The organism is Streptomyces sp. NPDC048442, from assembly GCF_040651475.1.
Lineage (GTDB): Bacteria > Actinomycetota > Actinomycetes > Streptomycetales > Streptomycetaceae > Streptomyces.
On record NZ_JBEZKB010000022.1, the window covers coordinates 97,054 to 117,298 of the forward strand.

The 20,245-nt window shown below is 71.3% G+C and carries 15 protein-coding genes; 5 read left to right on the forward strand and 10 right to left on the reverse strand.

Annotation, left to right across the window (positions count from 1 at the left end; all coding sequences use genetic code 11):
* Positions 1 to 12 precede the first annotated feature (12 nt).
* The 6 genes from AB0D18_RS28525 to AB0D18_RS28550 all read right to left on the reverse strand — a co-directional run bounded on the left by AB0D18_RS28525 (position 13) and on the right by AB0D18_RS28550 (position 8,788).
* Entirely contained in the window at positions 13 to 3,867 is a 3,855-nt protein-coding gene (locus tag AB0D18_RS28525) for a lipopolysaccharide biosynthesis protein (RefSeq protein WP_362424717.1), read from the reverse strand.
* A 148-nt stretch (positions 3,868 to 4,015) separates the two neighbouring features.
* Complete coding sequence (locus AB0D18_RS28530; protein WP_362424509.1) at positions 4,016 to 4,942, reverse strand: polysaccharide deacetylase family protein; 927 nt, start codon at positions 4,940 to 4,942, stop codon at positions 4,016 to 4,018.
* Positions 4,939 to 5,985, reverse strand: a complete 1,047-nt coding sequence (locus tag AB0D18_RS28535) for a glycosyltransferase family 2 protein (RefSeq protein ID WP_362424512.1) — start codon at positions 5,983 to 5,985, stop codon at positions 4,939 to 4,941. Before AB0D18_RS28535 ends, AB0D18_RS28530 begins: the two co-directional genes overlap by 4 nt.
* Positions 5,982 to 6,854 carry a glycosyltransferase family 2 protein gene (locus AB0D18_RS28540; RefSeq protein ID WP_362424514.1) on the reverse strand — a complete coding sequence of 291 codons (873 nt, stop codon included), beginning with the start codon at positions 6,852 to 6,854 and terminating at the stop codon, positions 5,982 to 5,984. The genes AB0D18_RS28535 and AB0D18_RS28540 overlap by 4 nt, the downstream gene beginning before the upstream one ends.
* A 370-nt stretch (positions 6,855 to 7,224) precedes the next feature.
* Positions 7,225 to 8,265 carry a GNAT family N-acetyltransferase gene (locus tag AB0D18_RS28545; protein WP_362424720.1) on the reverse strand — a complete coding sequence of 347 codons (1,041 nt, stop codon included), beginning with the start codon at positions 8,263 to 8,265 and terminating at the stop codon, positions 7,225 to 7,227.
* A gap of 118 nt (positions 8,266 to 8,383) precedes the next feature.
* Positions 8,384 to 8,788, reverse strand: coding sequence for a hypothetical protein (locus AB0D18_RS28550; protein ID WP_362424516.1), 405 nt, complete (start codon positions 8,786 to 8,788; stop codon positions 8,384 to 8,386).
* Positions 8,789 to 8,982: 194 nt separating this feature from the next.
* Here AB0D18_RS28550 and AB0D18_RS28555 point away from each other — a divergent pair, with 194 nt between their 5' ends.
* Entirely contained in the window at positions 8,983 to 9,792 is an 810-nt protein-coding gene (locus AB0D18_RS28555) for an SGNH/GDSL hydrolase family protein (protein WP_362424519.1), read from the forward strand.
* Here AB0D18_RS28555 and AB0D18_RS28560 read toward each other — a convergent pair.
* Positions 9,782 to 11,503 (reverse strand): serine/threonine-protein kinase, encoded by a 1,722-nt coding sequence (locus AB0D18_RS28560; RefSeq protein WP_362424521.1) that lies wholly within the window; start codon positions 11,501 to 11,503, stop codon positions 9,782 to 9,784. The two genes, AB0D18_RS28555 and AB0D18_RS28560, sit on opposite strands and share 11 nt — an antisense overlap.
* 216 nt (positions 11,504 to 11,719) lie before the next feature.
* Between AB0D18_RS28560 and AB0D18_RS28565 the strand changes: the two genes are divergently transcribed.
* A complete protein-coding gene (locus tag AB0D18_RS28565) occupies positions 11,720 to 11,998 on the forward strand; it encodes a hypothetical protein (RefSeq protein ID WP_362424524.1) in 279 nt (92 codons plus the stop codon).
* A 170-nt stretch (positions 11,999 to 12,168) separates the two neighbouring features.
* On the opposite strand, the gene AB0D18_RS28570 is transcribed toward AB0D18_RS28565, so the two are convergent.
* Genes AB0D18_RS28570 through hmgA form a run of 3 tightly spaced genes read right to left on the reverse strand, consistent with a single transcriptional unit; the run spans position 12,169 to position 15,558 of the window.
* Positions 12,169 to 13,395: a type ISP restriction/modification enzyme gene (locus AB0D18_RS28570; protein WP_362424527.1), complete on the reverse strand. Its 1,227-nt coding sequence runs from the start codon at positions 13,393 to 13,395 to the stop codon at positions 12,169 to 12,171.
* A gap of 47 nt (positions 13,396 to 13,442) precedes the next feature.
* Positions 13,443 to 14,192: a GntR family transcriptional regulator gene (locus AB0D18_RS28575; RefSeq protein ID WP_362424530.1), complete on the reverse strand. Its 750-nt coding sequence runs from the start codon at positions 14,190 to 14,192 to the stop codon at positions 13,443 to 13,445.
* Between the two features lie 28 nt (positions 14,193 to 14,220).
* Complete coding sequence (hmgA, locus tag AB0D18_RS28580) at positions 14,221 to 15,558, reverse strand: homogentisate 1,2-dioxygenase (protein WP_362424533.1); 1,338 nt, start codon at positions 15,556 to 15,558, stop codon at positions 14,221 to 14,223.
* A gap of 219 nt (positions 15,559 to 15,777) precedes the next feature.
* Between hmgA and AB0D18_RS28585 the strand changes: the two genes are divergently transcribed.
* The 3 genes from AB0D18_RS28585 (at position 15,778) to AB0D18_RS28595 (ending at position 20,231) form a co-directional block, all read left to right on the forward strand.
* Positions 15,778 to 16,413, forward strand: coding sequence for a TetR/AcrR family transcriptional regulator (locus tag AB0D18_RS28585; RefSeq protein WP_362424723.1), 636 nt, complete (start codon positions 15,778 to 15,780; stop codon positions 16,411 to 16,413).
* Positions 16,414 to 16,566: 153 nt separating this feature from the next.
* Positions 16,567 to 18,765, forward strand: coding sequence for a molybdopterin oxidoreductase family protein (locus AB0D18_RS28590; RefSeq protein WP_362424535.1), 2,199 nt, complete (start codon positions 16,567 to 16,569; stop codon positions 18,763 to 18,765).
* A gap of 71 nt (positions 18,766 to 18,836) precedes the next feature.
* Positions 18,837 to 20,231 carry an aldehyde dehydrogenase family protein gene (locus AB0D18_RS28595; RefSeq protein WP_362424726.1) on the forward strand — a complete coding sequence of 465 codons (1,395 nt, stop codon included), beginning with the start codon at positions 18,837 to 18,839 and terminating at the stop codon, positions 20,229 to 20,231.
* Positions 20,232 to 20,245 lie beyond the last annotated feature (14 nt).

Here is a 20,245-nt window from a genome sequence, read left to right on the forward strand (position 1 = left end):
GCCGCCCGACAGTCAGCCCCCCACCCCCGACAGCGACACCAGCCGCTCCACCAACGCCCCCAGCAGCACCGCCAGCAGTGGCAGCGAGAACCAGTACGTCGACTGCATCCACCGGAGCTTGCGCACGCTCTCCGGCCCTGCCACCCGCACCACCTCCCGCACCGCCAGCAGCACGATCAGTGCCAGCGCCGCCAGCGCGCCGATCACCGACCACGGCGTCCACGTCACCCGCGGCCCGATCGGCCCCGGTTCCGCCTTCGCGACCGGCCCGTCCGGCTGCTTGGCCAGCGCGAAGAGCGTCACGTCCGGGTTGGTCAGTACCTTCTTCAGCTCGGGCCTGGCGGTCAAATTCTGGACCAGCCGCCGCTCCCAGCTCGCCGCGTAGCCCGAGTCCATCTGGAGGTAGACCGTCTGACTGCGGTTGATCATCAGGTACGAGTTCGGGCCCGCGTCCTTCAGCGACTTGACGAGAGAGGCCACCAGCACCGGGTCGCGCGGCGCCGCCGTCGGTTCGTACTGCACCTTCTCCATGTCCTTGGCGCCCCACGGCATCGCGGGCGTGACGTTTTCGAGGATGTCGCTGCTCATCCACAGCAGCCGCGTCGTCGGCTCGTCGTGCGCGTACACGTACTCCATCGCCGCGACCTCGCCCGCCCGTACCCGCTCGAACGCCTCGTTGCCCCAGCGCGCGACCAGGAAGCCGCCCATCAGGACGAGCCCGGCCAGCAGTGCGGCGAGCGGGGCGAGGCTGGTGCGGTCCGCGTCCCGTTCGGCCCGGGTGGCGCCGGTACGGGGGAAGAAGGCCAGGCCCGCGAGGAGGGCCGCGCCCGGCAGCGCGAACATGAAGACGCGCAGCGCCATCTCGCCGCCGTACGACTGCATGCCGAGCATGACGAACGGCACGAACGCGAGGACAAGCAGCGAGCGTTCGCTGTAGCCCGCGAACCGGCGCCGCGACCATCCCCAGCAGGCCAGCGCCATCACACCGCCGGCCATCGCCACCCGTACGTAAAGCACCAGCTTGTGCGTGGAGCTGCCGCCCTCGATGCGGCCGGCCACCGACGAGGACACGTTGTCGCCCAGCCCGCCGATCCCGCCGAAGAGTTCCTCGAAGTGCCCGGACCAGTACGGCTCGGCGAAGAAGCCGATCCACACCGCGACCAGCACGGTGAGCAGGATCGGCAGTCCGCGCAGCGTGGACCGCCCGGACATCACCAGCAGCGCCAGCACCCCGACCATCACGAACGGGGTCAGCTGGTGCGCCGGGACCGTCCCCGCGAACAGGGCGATCAGCACCACCAACAGCGTCGCCTTCTCGCGCCGCCCGGCAGGCCGCACCTCCGCCTCGCCGGGCCGCCGCTTCGTCCAGATGACGCGCGGCTCGCGGAACCACACCAGCAGGATCGCCACGAAGGCGAGATAGAGGAGGTAGGTGTAGCCCTGCGGCGAGAAGTAGTCCTGGCCGACCCAGCCGCTCAGCACGAAGAACCAGACACCCGCCCACTTCGCCCGCCAGCTCGCCCGCATCGACTTCATCAGAAGGAACAGCGGTGCCAGGTACAGGAGTTGCATGGTCAGCGGCCACCAGCGGATGACCTCCGACATGTCGGAGATTCCGCACGCCTGCGCCACGAACGTCGCCGCCGCGAAGAATCCGGGCCAGCTCCACCGGGCGTCCAGATCCGGTACGGAGGTCCCGGTGCGGTCGATGTAGTCCATGAAGCCCAGGTGCTGCCAGGCCGTCGGGAAGCGCGGCGCCTCCTCCAGGACGGCGGGCAGTGCGTGCAGCGACACCACGGTCGCGATCAGCGCCACGGCGAGGAGAGCGGTCCTCGGCCGCTCCAGCCACAGCATCGACGCGAACGACACCACGAGCAGCACGGCACCGATCAGCGTGGCGAGGGGCAGTACGGTGACCAGCCCGAGCCCGCCGATCTGCTCCAGGTCCGCCTCGTCGATGGACCGCACCGGGATCCAGTACAGCAGTACGGCGGCCAACAGCAGTGCGCCCAGGGCCAGTTCGGGCACACGGCTGCGGAGCACGAGCAGGACGCGGTGCGGCGGGGGAGCGGTGCCCTCGCCCGTCTCGTCACCGCCCGTCCCGTCACCGCCCGTCTCGTTACCGGCTCCGTCCACCGGACGGGCGGGCTCCGCACTCTCCTCGGCGGACGGTAGGGCGAGCGGGGTCGACGAGGTCGACGCGGTCCTCTCGGCGTCCGAAGTACCGTGCGGTGCATGGGACTTGGCGAAGCGCCCGGGAGGCGGTGCGGGCAGCCGCAGCGCCCAGGTCGGCCGATGCTCCCCGCCCTCGTCGGCGCTCTCGTCGGCCCCCGGCTTCCCTTCCTCCGGCTTCTTCATGTCCGGTACGACTCCGGAGGGCCCCCGGGGGATGTACAGCCCGGCCGCCGGAGTCTCCGGGCCGATCCGTACGTCCGGTCTGCGCTCCTGGTGGTCGAAGTCGGCGTGGGTGCCCAGCGGCAGCGTCCGTGCGTCGCCCAGCGCCGTCCGCAACGCCCAGCGCGGGCTCTCGCGGGGCGCCTCCACGGCGGCGGCGACCTCCTCCCGGGGCCCGGCATGTGCCTTCTCCTCCGCCTCCGCCTTCTCCTGCGCCTCGTCCGGTACGTCCTCGGGGCCGGGCTCCGTCCGTGCGGGAGCCTTCTGGGCCGGAGCCGACCTGACCACCCCGTACAGCTTGAAGGCCGCGACCGTCGCGACCACCGCGAGGCTCGACACCTCGGCGACGCCCGCCCCCGTCAGCCCCAGCCGGGGCAGCAGGAGCAGCGTCAGCCCGAGCACCAGGACGCACAACCCGCCCTGGAGATAGGCGAGTCCACCGGTGCGGCTCTGTGCCCGCAGCACCGCGAAGTACACCTCGATGATCACCCGCAGCAGCGCGCCGACCGCGAACCAGCGCAGCAGCGCAGTGGCCGCCTCCGCGTATCCCGCGCCGAAGACATGCAGGATGTACGGCGCCCCGAAGAAGAGGACGGCCGCCACCGGCACCATCAGCTTCGCCATCTTCTTCAGCGACGCCCGGCAGTTGCGGGCCAGCGACGCCGGGTCGTGCGCGCCCTCGACGGTGAGCGAGGCGCCCATGTTGATGGCGAGCAGGTTGACGGTGCCGCCGATGGTGGTGGTGATGTAGAAGTACGCGTTGTCCGACGAGCTGACCTGCGAGGCGACGATCACCGGCACCAGGTAGACCACGGCCAGCGAGAACAGCGAACCGGTGTAGTCACCGGCCAGGAACCGCCCCATCTGCCGCATCGTCGGCGGCTCGGCCAGCCCCTCGGTCGCCTTCACGTGCCGGGGCACCAGCTTGCGGAACACCAGGAAGCCCAGCGGGATCACCGACACCGCGATCGCCGCCACCCACGACACGAAGACGCCCGCGGTTGGGATCGACGTGGCGATCAGCACCAGCAGTACCAGCTTCACCGCCGAGAAGACGGTGTTGCCAACCGGCACCCACAGTGCGCTGCGCAGCCCCGTCAGCACCCCGTCCTGGAGCGTCAGCAGCGACCACATGACCACCGCGAGGATGAAGCCGAGACCGTTGAGCGGCCCGTGCAGGAACTTGTACGAAGGCCCCCAGAAGTCGAGCGTGAGCAGGAAGAACCCGGCCGCCACCGCGACGGCCAGGGAACTCCCCGCGTACGTACGGAACACCAGCCGCCCGGTGCGGCGCCCGGACACCGGGATGAACCGTGCCAGGGCCCCGGTCAGAGTGAGCGCGGCGAGCCCGGCGAGCAGCTTCATCGCGGCGATCGCCGCCGACCCCTGACCGACCGCGGCGGGCGTGTAGTAACGCGCCGCGAGCAGCCAGAAGCTCAGGCCGAGCAGTGCGCTGACACCCGTGTTGAGCATCAGGGCGTAGGCGTTGCGGAAGAGCGGGCTGCCGCCGCCCTTCCCGGGGACCGGCAGCCGCAGTTTCCGGGCGGGCGGGACCGGCGGGCGTCCCCCCGCCACCGCTCTGTTCTCCCCGGTGTCGTTCTCGGCCTGGGCGGTGGTCGTGTCAGACACGGCTGGCGGCTCCCTCTCGGGACTGTGCTGCCTCTCGGGCCCGGTCCGCCTCACGGGCCCGGTCCGTCTCTCGGGTCCGCGCCGCCTCTCGGGACTGCCGGGCGAGGCGGACGGCGGACCGGGATCTGCGCACCACCGCGTATCCCCGGGTGAGTGCCCGCTCCCTGGCGAAGTCGCGGAAGGTCGCCCGGTTCTCCACCATCCGCTCGAACCGCCCGATGTCGGTGCCGCGCTGGACGGTCACCCGGCGCAGGGCGTACGGGCCCTGGCCCCGCGTGGCCAGGGCGTTGTTCACCGCGAGGGCCTGCCCGAACCCGGCGTCCCGCACCGCCGCGCGGACCCGCCGGCTGGAGTAGCCGTACGGGTACGCGAACGAAACGGGAGCGCTCCCGAGCTCGTCGGCGACCAGCTCCCGGCAGCGCAGCACCTCGTGCCGCAGCCGGTCGTCGTCGAGCTGGTCCAGCTGCGGATGGCTGTGACTGTGCCCGCCGATCTCCGCGCCCGCGGCGGCGAGTTCGCGGACCTGGTCCCAGTCGAGCATGGTGTCGAGCGCGCCCCCCTCGTCGTACCGGCCCCGCAGCCAGCCCGTCGAGACGAACAGGCTGGACCGGAAGCCGTGCTTGACGAGCGAGGGCAGCGCGTGCCGGTGCACGCCCTCGTACCCGTCGTCGAAGGTGATCAGGACGGGCTTCGGCGGCAGGACGGTGCGCCCCGACCGCCAGGAACCCCCCAACTCCCCTGTGGTGACAGGGGTGAAGCCGTTTCCGTCGAGCAGTGCCAGCTGCTCGGCGAACGACTCCGGCGACACGGACAGCCCGTACGCCGCCTCGGCCGGCCGGTGCCCGACGGCGTGGTACATCAGGATCGGAACAGCGGTCCCGGCCTGGGCGGTCCCCGTGCTCACAGCGGTGCTTCTCATGCGTGCGCCCCCTTGCGTCCCTCGCTCTCCCCGCCCGCGCCGTGCGTCAGTGGTGCGATCGGGGGAGGCGTGAAAATCCCGCCTCCCCTGCGGGCCCGTACGCTCCCCAGTACGTACCCGCCCGCCGCCGCGGCCACTCCGGTCACGATGGCCCCCGCCCGGCCCGCGCCGCCCCGGCGACCGAGGAGCGCGTCCCGCAGCCCGCGGACGATGCCCCCGGGCAGCACCCGCGTCGTGTACCGGCGTTCGGACTCAAGTCCCTTGCCCGCCCCCACACTTCGCGCCACGAGCGCTTTCGACAAGCCCTCCGCGTACGCCCGGGTGCGGAAATAGCCGAACCTTTCCCGAACCGCGGGGACCTTGTGGTGGATGACCGCCCGGTCGTCGATCAGGAGCACCGCGTCCGGGAGCGCCTTGCCGAGCCTGATGCACAGCTCGGTCTCCTCGCAGCCCAGCGGCCGTTTGTCGCCGTCCCGGCCGATGCCGGTGGCGAAGCCGCCCGCCGCGTCGAAGGCGGACCTGCGGAACGAGGCGTTGCCGCCCAGGACGTTGCGGACTGGCACCTTTCCCTGCGGGATGCCCTTGTACGTACAGCCGACGACCCAGTCGAACTCCTCGGGGAACCAGTCGGGCCGCCCGCCGGACGCCCATGCGGGCATGGTCCGGCCGCCGACGGCCATGACGCGCGGATCGGCGTAACCGGCGGCGAAGTGGTGCAGCCAGTCCCGCTCGGCGACGGCGTCGTCGTCGAGGAAGGCGACGAGCGAGCCGCGGGCCGCGGCGATGCCGGTGTTGCGGCCCGCGGAAAGACCGCGCGGGCCCGCGTTGGCGAGCACCCGCACCGGCCGCGTGCTGTCGCAGTCCTTGTACTCCTTCTCCAGCCGCTCCAGCAGTGCCGGATTGTGGTCCACGACCAGCAGCGTCTCCGCCGCCGGCCGCGACTGCGCGTGCACCGAGGAGACCGCCGCGAGGATGTCCTCCCAGCGGTCCTCGGTGTACACGCAGACCACCACGGAGAACTCCTCGGTGGGCTGTGCTCTCAAGACGCCTCTCCCCGGCCGATGATCCGGCGGGGCGCCACGACGGGCAGTGCCGCGTGGCGCCTGCCGTGCCGCTTGCCGTGCTCCTTGAGGATCACCCTGAGCACCCGCAGCCCGTCGCGCACGGCGCTGAGGTTGCTCACGCCGTGGATGCGCTCGAACTCGTGGCTGGGTATCTCCTGGACGCGCAGGCCCGCCTTGACGACCCGGATGTTCATCAGGGTCTCCACCTCGAAGCCGGTGCAGTCGAGGTCGATCTTGTCGAGGCAGTGCCGCCAGAAGGCGTTGTAGCCGTAGCACAGGTCGGTGTAGCGGGCGCCGAACTTGGCGTTGACCACCGTGCACAGCACCCAGTTGCCCAGCTTGCGGATGGGCGTCATGTCGTCGGTACCGCCGCCGTTCGCGAAGCGCGAGCCCTTCGCGAAGTCGGCGCCCGAGACCAGCGCGGAGACATAGCTGACGATCTCGTGGCCGTCGGCCGAGCCGTCCGCGTCGACCATCACGATGATGTCGCCCGTGCACGCGGCGAATCCCGTGATCAGCGCGTCGCCCTTGCCCTTTCCTGTCTGCCGGACGACCTTCACGTCCGGCCACAGGTCACGGGCCACCTGCACCGTGTCGTCGGTGGAATTCCCGTCGACGAGAACGACTTCGTGAATCCATTCGGGCAGGGTCTTGAAGACGTACGGAAGATTTTCCGCCTCGTTCATGGCGGGGATCACGACGCTCACAGGCACGGTGATCGCGAGATGCGAAGAGATGGGCCGGTACTTCAGGCTTTTCTTGATCGCGCTGCTGCGGCTGTTGCCATTCGTGGACGGATCGCCGAGCGGATCCTGTCCGGGTACCGCGGGTCGGAGAAATGAGCTCATGAGTCTTTTCCCTCTCCACCGGTGGACCGCCCGCCCCCGGGCGGTCCGGATGAGTTTCCGGTTCGAAAGGGGGGTTTCACCCCGGCCATGACGGAATCGTGCTCCGTGCTGGTTCGGCCGTACTGGTTGGGTGATCTGGCAATTGATCCGCGCGGAACGTGCCCCGGCAAAAATCTTCCCTCGCCGAGCACGGCACCCCCCTACCGCGCTCCCGCTCCGGCCTCCATCGCGACGCTTGAGCCCTCCCCTAGAGCCGCTTTGCTTGATGGGCCTTTGCGGGTGGATGTATGACGGTATTGATGATTGGGACCCTATGGCAAGACCTGGAACGTAGCCTCGCTTTTTTGTGACTTTGGCCGTACTTCGACGGTCACATCCGGAACCGCCCCGATCGGATTTCCCCGATCCGTTTGAGGAGCCTGTCCGCAGGCTCGAACAGTTCCGGCCGTTCCACCACCGTATTGCGCAGCGCACGCACCGGAGCACGGTGTGCCCGGTGGCCGAATGCCACCGGGTGACGGCGCATTACCCATCCCTCCGAGACCATGATCTCCCTGGTCTTGAGGGAATCCTTGTACTCTTTCTGGCCGCGCCCCAGATCGATGTAGGCGATCCCCTCCGAGGCCGCCGATTCCGCGATCTTGAGCTGCATCAGCAAACCCGGCGAATATTTTGCGAACTCCGGGTCGTAGGCCGGGAACCAATTGGAGATGATCCGTTCCGAGCGCGGCCCGAAGTGCGCCGCGATCGGCCGGCCGCCCGCATACAGCACCGACAGCAGCCCCGTGAAGGAGTCTGTGCGGGTGTGGAAGAGCTGCTCCACCAGCCGGATGATCCACTCCTGCGAGAAGCGGTCGCTGCGCCCGGTCCTGCGGTACTGCGCGGACTTCCACCGCATCAGCGCCCGCAGCGCCGCCGGGTCGCGCTCGTCGTGCACGTACCGCACCTCGCCGACCTGCCGGCCGAGCCTGCGCTCCTTGGCCTGCGTCGTCTTGAGGAACTTCGGCGAGTGGACCCGCAGATGGGCCAGGTACGCGTCGTAGCCGTCCAGGGTGTCGATCACCGGTGAGGCGAACGTGCCGGTCGCCCCGGCCTCGAACGCGCCCTGTCCCTGCGCGAGATGGTCGAATTCCCACACCGCGAGCCCGCACGCCCGCAGCATCGCGCGGGCGTCCCACTCGAAGCCTGGTCTGTGCACGAGGCCCTGGCTGTCGGAGACGCCCAGTCCCAGTGCCCGGCCCACGCCGGTGGTGGATCTCTGGTACGCGAAGAACGCGGCCGGCTCGCCCCCTTCCCGTACGACCCCGATCCGCACCCCGCGCCGGCACCGGCCGAGCGCCAGCGCGAACTCGGGGGACAGGAAGGGGTTCGCCAGCTCGGGCGAGCCGTGCAGATGCGCCTTGGCCTGCATGGCCGTCCAGGACGCCCGGTCGGCGGCGCTGAGCTCGCCGGGGCGGTGGACGGTGAGGTCGGGCCGCGAGCCGGCGGCGCGAGAGCTTCCACGGGAGCGTGCGCGAGGGTTGTCCACGTCAGGATGCCTGCCTTCTCGCCGTACGGCCGCCTCGGCGCCGTACCAGTGTGAGCAGGAAGAGGAGGGCGCTGATCCCGGCGACCGCCGCGATCCCGCCCCTGAACGACCAGAGGTGCATGGCCAGCATGGCCTGTGCCACGAGCAGGTTGAGTGCCAGGGCCGCCGCCGCGGACGCCACCGTGCGGCCCAGCGGATCCAGAGCGCGCAGCCACATCGCCACGGCCGCACCCGGAGCCACCACCATGAAGACGACGGTGAACGGTGCCCGCAGCGGCGACGACATGTCGGTGAACGCGAGGAACGCCCCCGCCGCGGCAACGGCGAGTGCCGCCCCGGCGGCCAGGAGGAGAACTTCACGTCCCGCTCCGCCGCTGCCTGACGGCTTGTCACTGATGTTCTGCATGGTCTGCATTGGCGACTTTGCCCCCCGACGCGCCGGATGCCGGGCTTCAATGTCGCGCAGGCTGCGGAGTGCCGTCAAGGATGCGGAAAAAGTGTAAAGAAGATCCGAGCCGAATGTTCTTGGCATGAACACTACCGGTGAGTCACTGGGGCTGGTACGAAACGAGTGGCGGAAAACCTGCTAAGGGAGGTTCCATGAAACTGTCCCGATTCGCGGCATTCTCATCCTCGTTCGTGCTCTTCGGAGCCCTCGCCCTCACCGGCGCGGGCGTCGCCAGTGCGGACCAGAAGGCACAGGGCGTCGACTACGTGGCCCTCGGCGACTCGTACTCCTCGGGAGTCGGCGCCGGAAGCTACGACGGTTCCAGCGGCAACTGCAAGCGCAGCACCAAGGCCTACCCGGTCCTCTGGGCGGCCAAGTCCTCACCCACAAGCTTCGCCTTCGCCGCGTGCAGCGGTGCTCGTACGGGTGACGTCACCGGAAGTCAGTTGACGGCGCTCAGCGCCGCCACCGACCTCGTCAGCATCACCGTGGGCGGCAACGACGCGGGCTTCGCCGACGTCATGACGACCTGCGTCCTGCAGGGCGAGTCCGCCTGCATCAACCGGGTCAACCAGGCCCGCGCCTACGTCGACTCGACACTGCCCGGAAAGCTCGACGCCGTCTACGACGGCATCAGAGCCAAATCCCCGTCCGCCCGCGTCGTCGTCCTCGGCTACCCCCGCTTCTACAAGATCGGAGGCACCTGTTCGGTCGGTCTCAGCGAGAAGTCCCGTACGGCCATCAACAGCGCGGCCGACTACCTCAACGACGCGACCGCCAAGCGCGCCGCCGACCACGGCTACACCTTCGCCGGGGTCGCCTCCACCTTCAGCGGCCACGAGATCTGCACCTCGTCGCCGTGGCTGCACAGCCTCAACTGGGGCAACATCGGCGAGTCCTACCACCCGACCGCGGCCGGACAGTCCGGCGGCTACCTCCCGGTGATGACCGCTACGGCCTGATCCCGTACGGCGTCGAAGCCGGTGGCGAGGGGAGCCCGCCCGTCGGGGTCGGGGTCCCCTCGTCACAAGTGACCGTGAAGGACACGGAGTTGGATACCGCGTGGAGCGGGCTCCGCACCTCCACCCGGATCGAGTCGTTCCAGGTCGCCCCGGCCTTGAACGCCAGTTCCACGTGCTGCACCTCCTGCGACGTCGTTCCGGCGGGGAGGCTCAGCGTGTTCCAGCCGGAGTCGGACGAGTCCCCGCTGCCGGTCTTCCAGCGGTACTCGACCTTGGCGGGCGCCCGCCCGACCGTGATCGTCGCACCGAAGACGGGCGCCGCCGACTCGGGCGCCGGGCACTTCCCGGAGTAACTGCCGCGCACGGCGTGCGCGGTCACCTTGACCGTCTGCCGGGGCGGCGCGGTCGTCGTGCCGCCGTTGGTGGAGGTGTTGCTGCCGGTCGAGTTGCTGTTGTTCCCGTTGCCCGTAGTGCCGGTGCTGTTGCCCAAGGTGTCGGTGGGGGAGGGCTTGCCGCCATTGGCGGCCCCCGAACTCCCGTCGGAGCCACCGGAGTTGGTGTTTGCGCCGGTCGTGCCCGCGCTGGTCCCGGTGCCCGGGTCATCCTTCCTGGTCAGTGCGTAGACCAGCCCGGCGACGGCGAGCAGCAGCACCGCGACGCCGAGCGCGAGCAGCGCGACCGACCGGCGGGGCTGCTCCTGCGTGGCCGTGGTCCGGCCCGTCTGCCCGTACTGCTCGCCCTGCCCCGTCCGCCCGCCCACCGGCCCGTACGATCCGCTGCCGGGCCCCGGCGAGGGCAACGGCACCGGCACGGGCCGCCGGGGCGTCGAGGCCGTGACCGTCGGGCTGCTGTGCGCCGCCCCGCCCCCGGTGCCCCGCACCGTGCCCCCGGACGCCACCAGCCGCAGTTGCCGCTCGGCCTCCGCGGCCGACATCCGCTCGGCCGGATCCTTGCGCAGCAGCCCCTCGATCACCGGGCGCAGCGCCCCCGCCCTGGTCGGCGGCGGCAGTTCCTCGTCCACCACCGCACGCAGTGTGGAGAGCGGCGTGTCCATCCGGAACGGAGTGCTCCCCTCGACCGCCGCGTACAGCATCACGCCCAGCGCCCACAGGTCCGACTCGGGACCGGGTGTGCGCCCCAGCGCCCGCTCGGGCGCCAGGAACTCCGGCGAGCCGATCAGCTCGCCCGTCATCGTCAGCGCGGAGGTGCCCTCGACCATGGCGATCCCGAAGTCGGTGAGGACCACCCGCCCGTCGTTCCCGATCAGTACGTTGCCGGGCTTGACGTCCCGGTGCAGCACCCCGGCGTCGTGCGCCGCCCGCAGCGCGGCGACGACCTCGGCGCCGATGTGCGCGGCCCGCTGCGGGGCGAGCGCGCCGTCCGCCTCCAGGACGTCCGACAGGCTCAGCCCCCGTACAAGCTCCATGACGATCCACGGGCGGCCGTCCTCGGTCGCCACGTCGTACACCGTCACCACGTTGCGGTGCGAGATCCGGGCCGCCGCCCACGCCTCCCGCTCCAGCCGGGCGTACAGCCGCGTCTGGTCGGTGCCGCCGAGCCCGGCCGGCGCCCGGACCTCCTTCACGGCGACCTCGCGGCCCAGCACCTCGTCGCGGGCCCGCCAGACGATGCCCATCCCGCCCTGCCCCAAGGGGGCCAGAAGGCGGTATCGGCCCGTCACCACCCGTTCTTCGCCCGGCACTTCGCTCACAGGACAGATCCCCCGATCCGCAGCATGGCGGCATCATGGTCGAAACCATTCCAAGTTAGCTCAACTGCGCCTTCCTGCAGCCCCCTTGAACAATTACGGTCCGTCAACACTGATACCCCTGTGATGAATCCCGTGGGCGGGATACACGGGTGTCACGACGGGGGGATAGGGTTAACCTGCCCGGTGACGGGTGCCCTCGTACGGGTGGGGAGTGACATGGAACAGATAACGGTGCGCAGCAGGCCCCGGGTGCCTGCCATCACATGCGGGAGCAGTGCGACCAGCTCGCGGCTCGACCGCCATCTCTCGGTGCTGGGCGGCCCTGCCGTCCCGCAGCGCGAGACGGCCGAGGCCACGATGCTGATGCGTGAACTGACCTCGCGTGAGGTGCCGCGTACACGCAACACCAGCAGGGGCACGCGGATCTCGCGCGTCTCGCTGTTCGCGCCGCTCAGGCGGCTGCGCCGGTCGTTGTTCGGCAGCCACCGAGGCTGACGGCGGCGGCCGACCCCGCGCGCACATTGCAGAGGCCGCTCGACTGCCCAATCCATCCGTCATTCCCGGGGCAGTGGGGCGGCTTTTGGCTGCCCCGGCACAGTTTCGGACCGGAGCAGCTTTCAGGCCGGAGCAGCTTCGGACCGGAGCAGCTTCGGACCGGAACGGCTTCAGAGAAGTGCGAACTGGCCTCCCGGACCCTCCTCGTGATGGTCGAGGACCGACGCCGGCCGCCGAGCCGCCCCCGGTACGGGCAGAACGCCCGCCGCGCCGAGCTCCGCCCGGGTGAGCCGATCACCCTCGTCCAACTCCGGCTTCTCGCCCGCAAGTTCCGCGTGCAGCGCCAGCACCGTCACCAGCTCCAGCAGCTCCGACGCCCACTCCTGCGGCCACGCCCCCGGCCGGATCGCCTCCAGCGTGCCCGCAGGTGCGGCCGCGGTCCGCTCCTCGAACCACCGCTCCAGGATCCGCACCCCGCCCACCTCGTACGTCCACGCCGCCTCGGGCACCGGCGAGATCCGACCCGTGGAGCCGAGCAGCAGGGCCGATTCCGCACGGTCGTACGCGATCGAGTCGGGCCGCGGCGGGAGCGTCGCCCGCACATAGGGGCGCCGCCCGCCCGGCAGGCGCGGGCGCTCGGCGCCGTGCGCGCCCCGCAGCTGGAGTGTGCGCAGCCGGTGGCCCCGCTCCACCCCGGCCGACCACACCGCGGCGTCCCGGGGCAGCGGCACCACCGCGCCCCGCGCGGACGGCCGTGCGGCGGCCAGGGCCCAGTCGAGTACGTCCTCGGGGGCGACCGCGCGGCCGTAGAGCCCGCTCAGGAAGCGGGTCAGGCCCGGCGTCAGATTGGGCTCCCGGCCGCCCGGCCTGCGGTACAGGGGGCGGATGCGCCCCGGCCGGCCCGCGGGGGAGCGGCCGTCGGGCAGCAGTGCGGTGGCGAGCAGGGCGGGGCCGGGCGCCCCGGGAACGTACCCCTGCTCGACGGCGAAGACCTGGTGGGTGGAGTCGAGAACCCGCCACAGTTCGGGGCGGGCCGCGTCGATCAGACGGTGGTCGGGAATCAGCCACTGCTCGTCGAACGGGCCGTGCAGGACGCGCACCGGCTCTGGGCAGCGCCCCGACTCGGCGGCGAAGCGGGTCGTGGCGGTCCGCTGGCCGGGCAGTGCGGCGACCGAGGTGCCGGGCGTACGGAGGCGGGTCGGGCCGAAGAGTGCGTCGCGGTCCGCGGCCGCAGCCCGTATCACCGCGTCCCAGCGCGCCCGCAGAGAGGCGGGATCCGGGCCCTTCACCCACCCGCGCCCCAGGCGCAGCGGCGGCACGGACCACGGCATCAGGTCGTCGAGCAGCAGGGGAAGCAGAGTCTGCGGCGTTTCGGCAACATCGCTCACGCCCCGCATCGTAGGCGGTGCGGGGGACGGCGGCCGATCCGTCGGCCGCCCCGGGGTCAGTTCGCCTCGACCGTCACGGTGAAGGAGAACCGGTCGCCCCGGTAGCGGATCCGCGCCACGTCCACGACCCGGCCGTCCACGTCGTACGTCACACCCGTGTAGTGCAGGATCGGCGACAGCAGCGGGACGTTCAGCAGGCCGGCCGTCTCCGGGTCGGCCAGAGTGGCCTCGATGGTGTCGGTGATGCGGCTGATGCGTACGCCGACGAGGTCGCGCAGTACCTTCGTCATGGGCCAGCGCTCCAGGTCGTCGGCCTTGAGCCGGTCGGCGATCTCCGGCCGTACCGCGTTCTCGGCCCAGTTGGTGGGCTCGCCGCTCTCCGCGTCGTGCCGCAGCCGCCGGTACGTCATCACCTCGGCCACGTCCGGGAAGTACTCGGTCAGCTCGCCGGGCACCGGGACCGGGCCGTGGCCGAGCAGCGTGGTCGGCTCGCCCGACTGCTGGGCCACGATCGCGTCGATCGAGCCGAGGAGACGGCGCGGGGCGCTCCGCCTGGCCCCCGGCTCGATGAACGTGCCCCGCCGCCGGTGCCTGCTGATCAGGCCCTCCGCCTCCAGCTCCTTGAGCGCCTGGCGCATGGTCAGGACGCTGACCCCGTAGTGCGCGGCGAGCTGCTCCTCGGTGGGCAGCCGCAGCGAGGCGTCGGGGGTACGGCCCAGTATCGAGGCACGCAGAGACTGGGAGACCTGATACCAGAGCGGGAGCTTCCGGTTCAGGACGAGGGAGTCGGGGGCGAAGGCGGTCACGGCGGGTCTCCGTCGGTCCTGCGTGCGGCTACGGGCGGAAGTGTCGCTGAAGACCCTGCCACACGTCGTCGTACGCGGACTGAAGGTGATCGGCCTCCGCGGCCTGCCCGGTCGCCGTCACCGGCCAGCGCGTCTCGAACATGAACGCCAGACCGTCGTCGATCTTCTGCGGCTTCAGCTCGGCGGCGCTCGCCCGGTCGAAGGTCTCCCGGTCGGGACCGTGCGCCGACATCATGTTGTGCAGCGAGCCGCCGCCGGGTACGAAGCCTTCCGCCTTGGCGTCGTACGCGCCCTCGATGAGGCCCATGTACTCGCTCATCACGTTCCGGTGGAAGTACGGCGGCCGGAACGTGTCCTCGCCGACCAGCCAGCGCGGTGCGAAGACGACGAAGTCGACGCCCGCCAGGCCCGGGGTGTCGCTCGGCGAGGTCAGGACCGTGAAGATCGACGGGTCCGGGTGGTCGTACGAGATCGAGCCGATGACGTTGAAGCGGTGCAGGTCGTAGACGTACGGAACGTGATTGCCGTGCCAGGCGACGACGTCGAGCGGAGAGTGGTCGTAGACGGCCGACCAGAGGTTGCCGCAGAACTTGTTGACCACCTCGACCGGGCCCTCGACCTCCTCGTACGCGGCGACCGGCGCGCGGAAGTCCCGTGCGTTGGCAAGGCCGTTGGCGCCGATCGGGCCGAGGTCGGGGAGCTGGAAGGGGGCGCCGTAGTTCTCGCAGACGTAGCCCCGGGCGGTGGCGTCGAGCAGCTCCACGCGAAAGCGGATGCCGCGCGGGATCAGGGCGACCTCGCCGGGCTCGGCGCGCAGCAGGCCGAACTCGGTGCGCAGCAGCAGAGCGCCGTGCTCGGGCACGATCAGCAGCTCACCGTCCGAGTCGCTGAACACCCGGTCCTGCATGGGGGAGTTGGCGTGGTAGAGGTGGATCGCCATGCCGGTGCGCTGGGTGGCGTCGCCGTTGCCGCCGAGCGTCCAGAGACCGGCCAGGAAGTCGGTGCCGGGGGCGGGGTCGGGGAGCGGGTTCCAGCGCAGCCGGTTGGGATCCGGGACGCTCTCGGTGAAGGGGGCGCTCCGGATGCTGCCGTTGTCGACGCGGGAGAACGGCGGGTGGGCGGCGGAGGGGCGGATCCGGTACAGCCAGGAGCGGTGGTTGTGCGCGCGGGGCTCGGTGAAGGCGCTGCCGCTCAGCTGCTCCGCGTACAGCCCCAGCGGGGCGCGCTGCGGCGAGTTCCGGCCATCGGGGAGCGCGCCGGGAACAGCCTCCGAACTGTGTGCGTTGCCGAAGCCCGAGGAGTACGCCAGGCCCTCCGCGGCCTTCCGTGCCGCTTCGACGTGTTGGTCCGTGCCGTTGCCGCTCATCGTCCACTCCCGGTTCCCGGTGAAATAAGGCTCGTGAATAAGGGCTCGTGAATAGGCTCGCAAGGGAATCCTATGCGTGACAGTAGGATTGTGCGCCCGGAACGTCAACGGCGGGCAAAGGGCCGGGCCGAAACGCGTGGGCGGCATGATGAGCGGGTGACCCACGGATACGAGAGCGACGTCCCGCCGCCCGGCTCCCGGCGGCCCGGCGTCCCGTCGGTGGCCGATGTCGATCCCCTCGGTGTTCCGCCGGTGGCCGCCGCCCTGCGCCGCGCCCCCGTGCAGCAGCGCAGCGCGGAGCGGCTCACCCGGATACTCGACGCGTGTGCCGCCCTCCTCGACGAGGTGGGGTACGAGGAACTGAGCACCCGCGCGGTCGCCGCACGCGCCGGAGTGCCGATCGGGTCCGTCTACCGCTTCTTCGGCAACAAACGCGCCCTGGCCGACGCCCTGGCCCTGCGCAACCTCGACCACTATGCGGAGCGGGTCGGCGCGGGCGTCGCCGCGCTCGCGGGCGCCGACTGGCGGGGCGCGATCGACGTCGTCCTCGACGAGTACCTGGCGATGCGCCGCAGCGTGCCCGGCTTCACGCTCGTCGACTTCGGCATGCAGATACCGCTGGGCCGCCCGGCCGACGAATCCAACCACCGGGTCGCCGACCGGCTCACCACCCTGCTCTCCGCACACATCGGCCGCACCCCGGACGAGGAGCTGCGCCGCACCTTCCTGGTCGCGGTGGAAGCGGCGGACGCGGTCCTCCAGCTCGCCTTCCGCAGCGCCCCGTCGGGCGACCCCGAGGTGGTGCAGGAGGCGCGGGAGCTGCTGCGGGCCTATCTGGCGCGCGTGCTGGACTGAGGCGGCGTACGGGCGGCGTACAGGCGGCGTACGTGCGGGAGTGAAGGCCGAGGGGCGGGGGGGGGATGGACTGCTCCGTCGGGACCGTTCCCGTTGGCCGTACCGGTCGGTATGCTCGCGGGGTCCGCACGCCGCCGCGCCCCGGAGAGCCCCGTGTCCCGAACCGCCCTGCGCATCTGCCCGCTCTGCGAAGCCACCTGCGGACTCACCCTCACCATCGAGGGAACCCGCGTCACCGGTGCGCGCGGCGACGCCGAGGACGTCTTCAGCCGGGGCTTCATCTGCCCCAAGGGGGCCGCCTTCGGCGAGCTGGACGGCGACCCCGACCGGCTGACCGGCCCCCTCGTCCGTACCAACGGGGAGCTGCGGGAGGCGAGTTGGGGCGAGGCCTTCGACCTGATCGCCGCCCGGGTGCCCGCCCTCGTCGAGAGGTACGGGGGCAACGCGGTCGGCGTCGTCCTCGGCAACCCCAACGTGCACACCATGGCGGGCGCCCTCTACCCGCCGGTACTGCTGTCGACCCTGAAGACCCGCAGCCTGTTCACCGCCAGCACGGTCGACCAGATGCCCAAGCACGTCTCCAGCGGGCTGCTCTTCGGCGACCCGTTCGCCATCCCCGTCCCCGACCTGGACCGCACCGACCACCTCCTGCTGCTCGGCGCCAACCCCCTGGATTCCAACGGGAGCCTGTGCACCGCACCCGACTTCCCCGGCAAGCTCAAGGCGCTGAAGGCGCGCGGCGGCACGCTCACCGTCGTCGACCCGCGCCGCACCCGCACCGCGAAGCTCGCCGACCGGCACCTCGCGATCCGCCCCGGTGCGGACGCCGCGTTCCTCGCCGCTCTCGCCCACGTCCTCTTCGAGGAGAAGCTGGTCGACCTGGGAGAGCAGGCGCAGCAGCTGGAGGGGGTGGACGAAGTCGCCGTCGCCGTCGCCGAGTTCACGCCCGAGGCGGTCGCCGCGATGAGCGACGTACCCGCCGAGGAGATCCGGCAGGTGGCGCGCGAGCTGGCCGCCGCGCCCACGGCGGCGGTGTATGGGCGGGTGGGCAGCTCCACCGTGGAGTTCGGGACGCTGGCCAACTGGCTCGTCGACGTACTCAACGTACTCACCGGGAACCTGGACCGGCCCGGCGGCGCCCTCTTCCCGCTCTCCGCGACCGCCCAGAAGCCCCGGACTCCCGGCCCCGGCAGGGGATTCGACCTCGGCAGGTGGCGGAGCCGGGTGGGCGGCCACCCCGAGGCCAAGGGTGAACTGCCGCTCGCCGCACTCGCCGAGGAGATCGCCACACCCGGGGACGGCCGGATCCGCGCCCTGATCACCATCGCGGCCAACCCGGTGCTCTCGGCCCCGGACGGGGACCGGCTCGACCGGGCGCTCGCCGACGGACTCGACTTCATGGTCGCCGTGGACCCCTACCTCAACGAGACGTCCCGGCATGCGGACGTGATTCTTCCGCCGCCCCCGCCCTCCCGCAGCGCCCACTTCGACTTCGCGTTCAACGGCTTCGCGGTCCACGACCAGGTCCGCTACACGCCGGCCGCGGTGCCGCTCGCACCGGACTCCGGACTGTTGGACGAGTGCGAGATCCACGCCCGGCTCGTCCTCGCCGTCGGTGGCATGCACGGCGCCGACCCGGCGGCCGTCGACGACCTGGTCATCGACCGTACGCTCGCGAAGACGGGCCTGGCGGAGGAACAGGCGGCGCGGCTCAAGGCGGAACTCACCGGTAGTACGGGACCCGAACGCCGCCTCGATCTGATGCTGCGCCTGGGCCCCTACGAAGGCCTGACCCTGGACAAGGTCGCCGCGGCCCCGCACGGCATCGACCTCGGCCCGCTGAAACCCCGCCTCGGCCAGGTCCTCAAGACCCGCAGCGGACGCGTGGAACTGTTCCCCGCCCCGATCGCCGCCGACCTGCCCCGGCTGCGCGAGGCCCTGGGCAAACGGCGCGAGGAGGGCACGCTGGTCCTGGTCGGACGCCGGCACCTGCGCTCCAACAACAGCTGGATGCACAACGTGCCCGCCCTGAACCGCGGCTCCAACCGCTGCACCCTCCAGCTCCACCCGCTGGACGCACAGCGGCTGGGAGTGACCGACGGTGCGACGGTACGGATCCGGGGCGCGGGCGGCGAGGTGGAGGCCCCGGCGGAAATCACGGACGCGGTACGCACCGGAGTGGTGAGCCTCCCGCACGGCTGGGGCCACGACCGCCCCGGAACCCGCATGTCGGTGGCGGCATCCCGCCCGGGTACCAACGTCAACCAACTGCTGGACGGCTCGCTGCTCGACCCGCTGTCGGGGACGTCGGTGCTGAACGGGTTCGAGGTGACCCTGGCGCCGAAAAACTAACACCGCTAGTTTGGGCGCGTAGGAACGCGTAAGAAGTGACGGACCGGACCGGTGGAGGAACTTCGATGACGGTGCAGGCGCAGCGGGGCATGTACATCGGCGGCGCATGGCGGCCCGCCGAAGGCCAGGACACGATTGCCGTCGTGAACCCGGCGGACGAGCAGGTCATCGGGTACGTCCCGGCCGGTACGGCGGCCGACGTGGACGCCGCGGTGCGCGCCGCCCGAGACGCGTTCCCCGGCTGGGCGGCCACCCCGCAGGCCGAACGGGCCGCGCTGATCGGTGCGTTGCGGGACGGCCTGGCCGCCCGCAAGGACGAGATGGCGCAGACCGTCACGGCCGAGCTGGGCGCACCGCCCGCCCTCGCCCAGACGGTCCACGCGGGGCTGCCGGTCCTGGTCGCCGGCTCGTACGCCGAACTGGCCGCGACGTACGCCTTCGAGGAGAAGCTCGGCAACTCGACCGTCTACTTTGAACCTGTCGGCGTCGTCGGGGCGATCACGCCCTGGAACTACCCGCTGCACCAGATCGTTGCCAAAGTAGCCCCCGCCCTGGCGGCGGGCTGCACGGTCGTCCTCAAGCCCGCCGAGGACACCCCGCTGACCGCGCAGCTCTTCGCCCAGGTGGTGCACGAAGCCGGCCTGCCCGCCGGTGTGTTCAACCTGGTCACGGGCCTGGGACCGGTCGCGGGCCAGGCGCTCGCCGAGCACCCGGGCGTCGACCTGGTGTCCTTCACCGGCTCGACCGCCGTCGGCCGGCAGATCGGCGCGGTCGCGGGCGCGGCGATCAAGCGGGTCGCCCTGGAGCTGGGCGGCAAGTCGGCGAACGTCATCCTGCCGGGCGCGGATCTCGCGAAGGCGGTGAACGTGGGCGTCGCCAATGTCATGTCCAACTCCGGTCAGACGTGCAGCGCCTGGACCCGCATGCTGGTCCACCGGGACAGCAACGACGAGGCGGTGTCGCTGGCCGTGGACGCGGTCGCCAAGTACGCGCCGGGGGAGCGGGTCGGCCCGCTCGTCAACGCCAAGCAGCAGGCGCGCGTGCGGGGCTACATCGAGAAGGGCGTCGAGGAGGGCGCCCGGATCGTCGCGGGCGGCCCCGAATCCCCCCTCGGCAAGGGGTACTACGTCTCACCGACCGTCTTCGCCGACGTCACCCCGGACATGACCATCGCCCAGGAGGAGATCTTCGGCCCGGTCCTCTCGATCCTCCGGTACGAGGACGAGGCGGACGCCCTGCGCATCGCCAACGGCACGGTCTACGGGCTCGCGGGCGCGGTCTGGGCGGCGGACCAGGAGACGGCGACGGCCTTCGCGCGGGGGATGGACGCGGGTCAGGTCGACATCAACGGCGGACGCTTCAATCCGCTGGCGCCTTTTGGTGGCTACAAGCAGTCGGGTGTGGGGCGCGAGCTGGGCCCTCACGGGCTGGCGGAGTACCTCCACACGAAGTCCCTCCAGCACTGAGCGCTGGCGGCCGC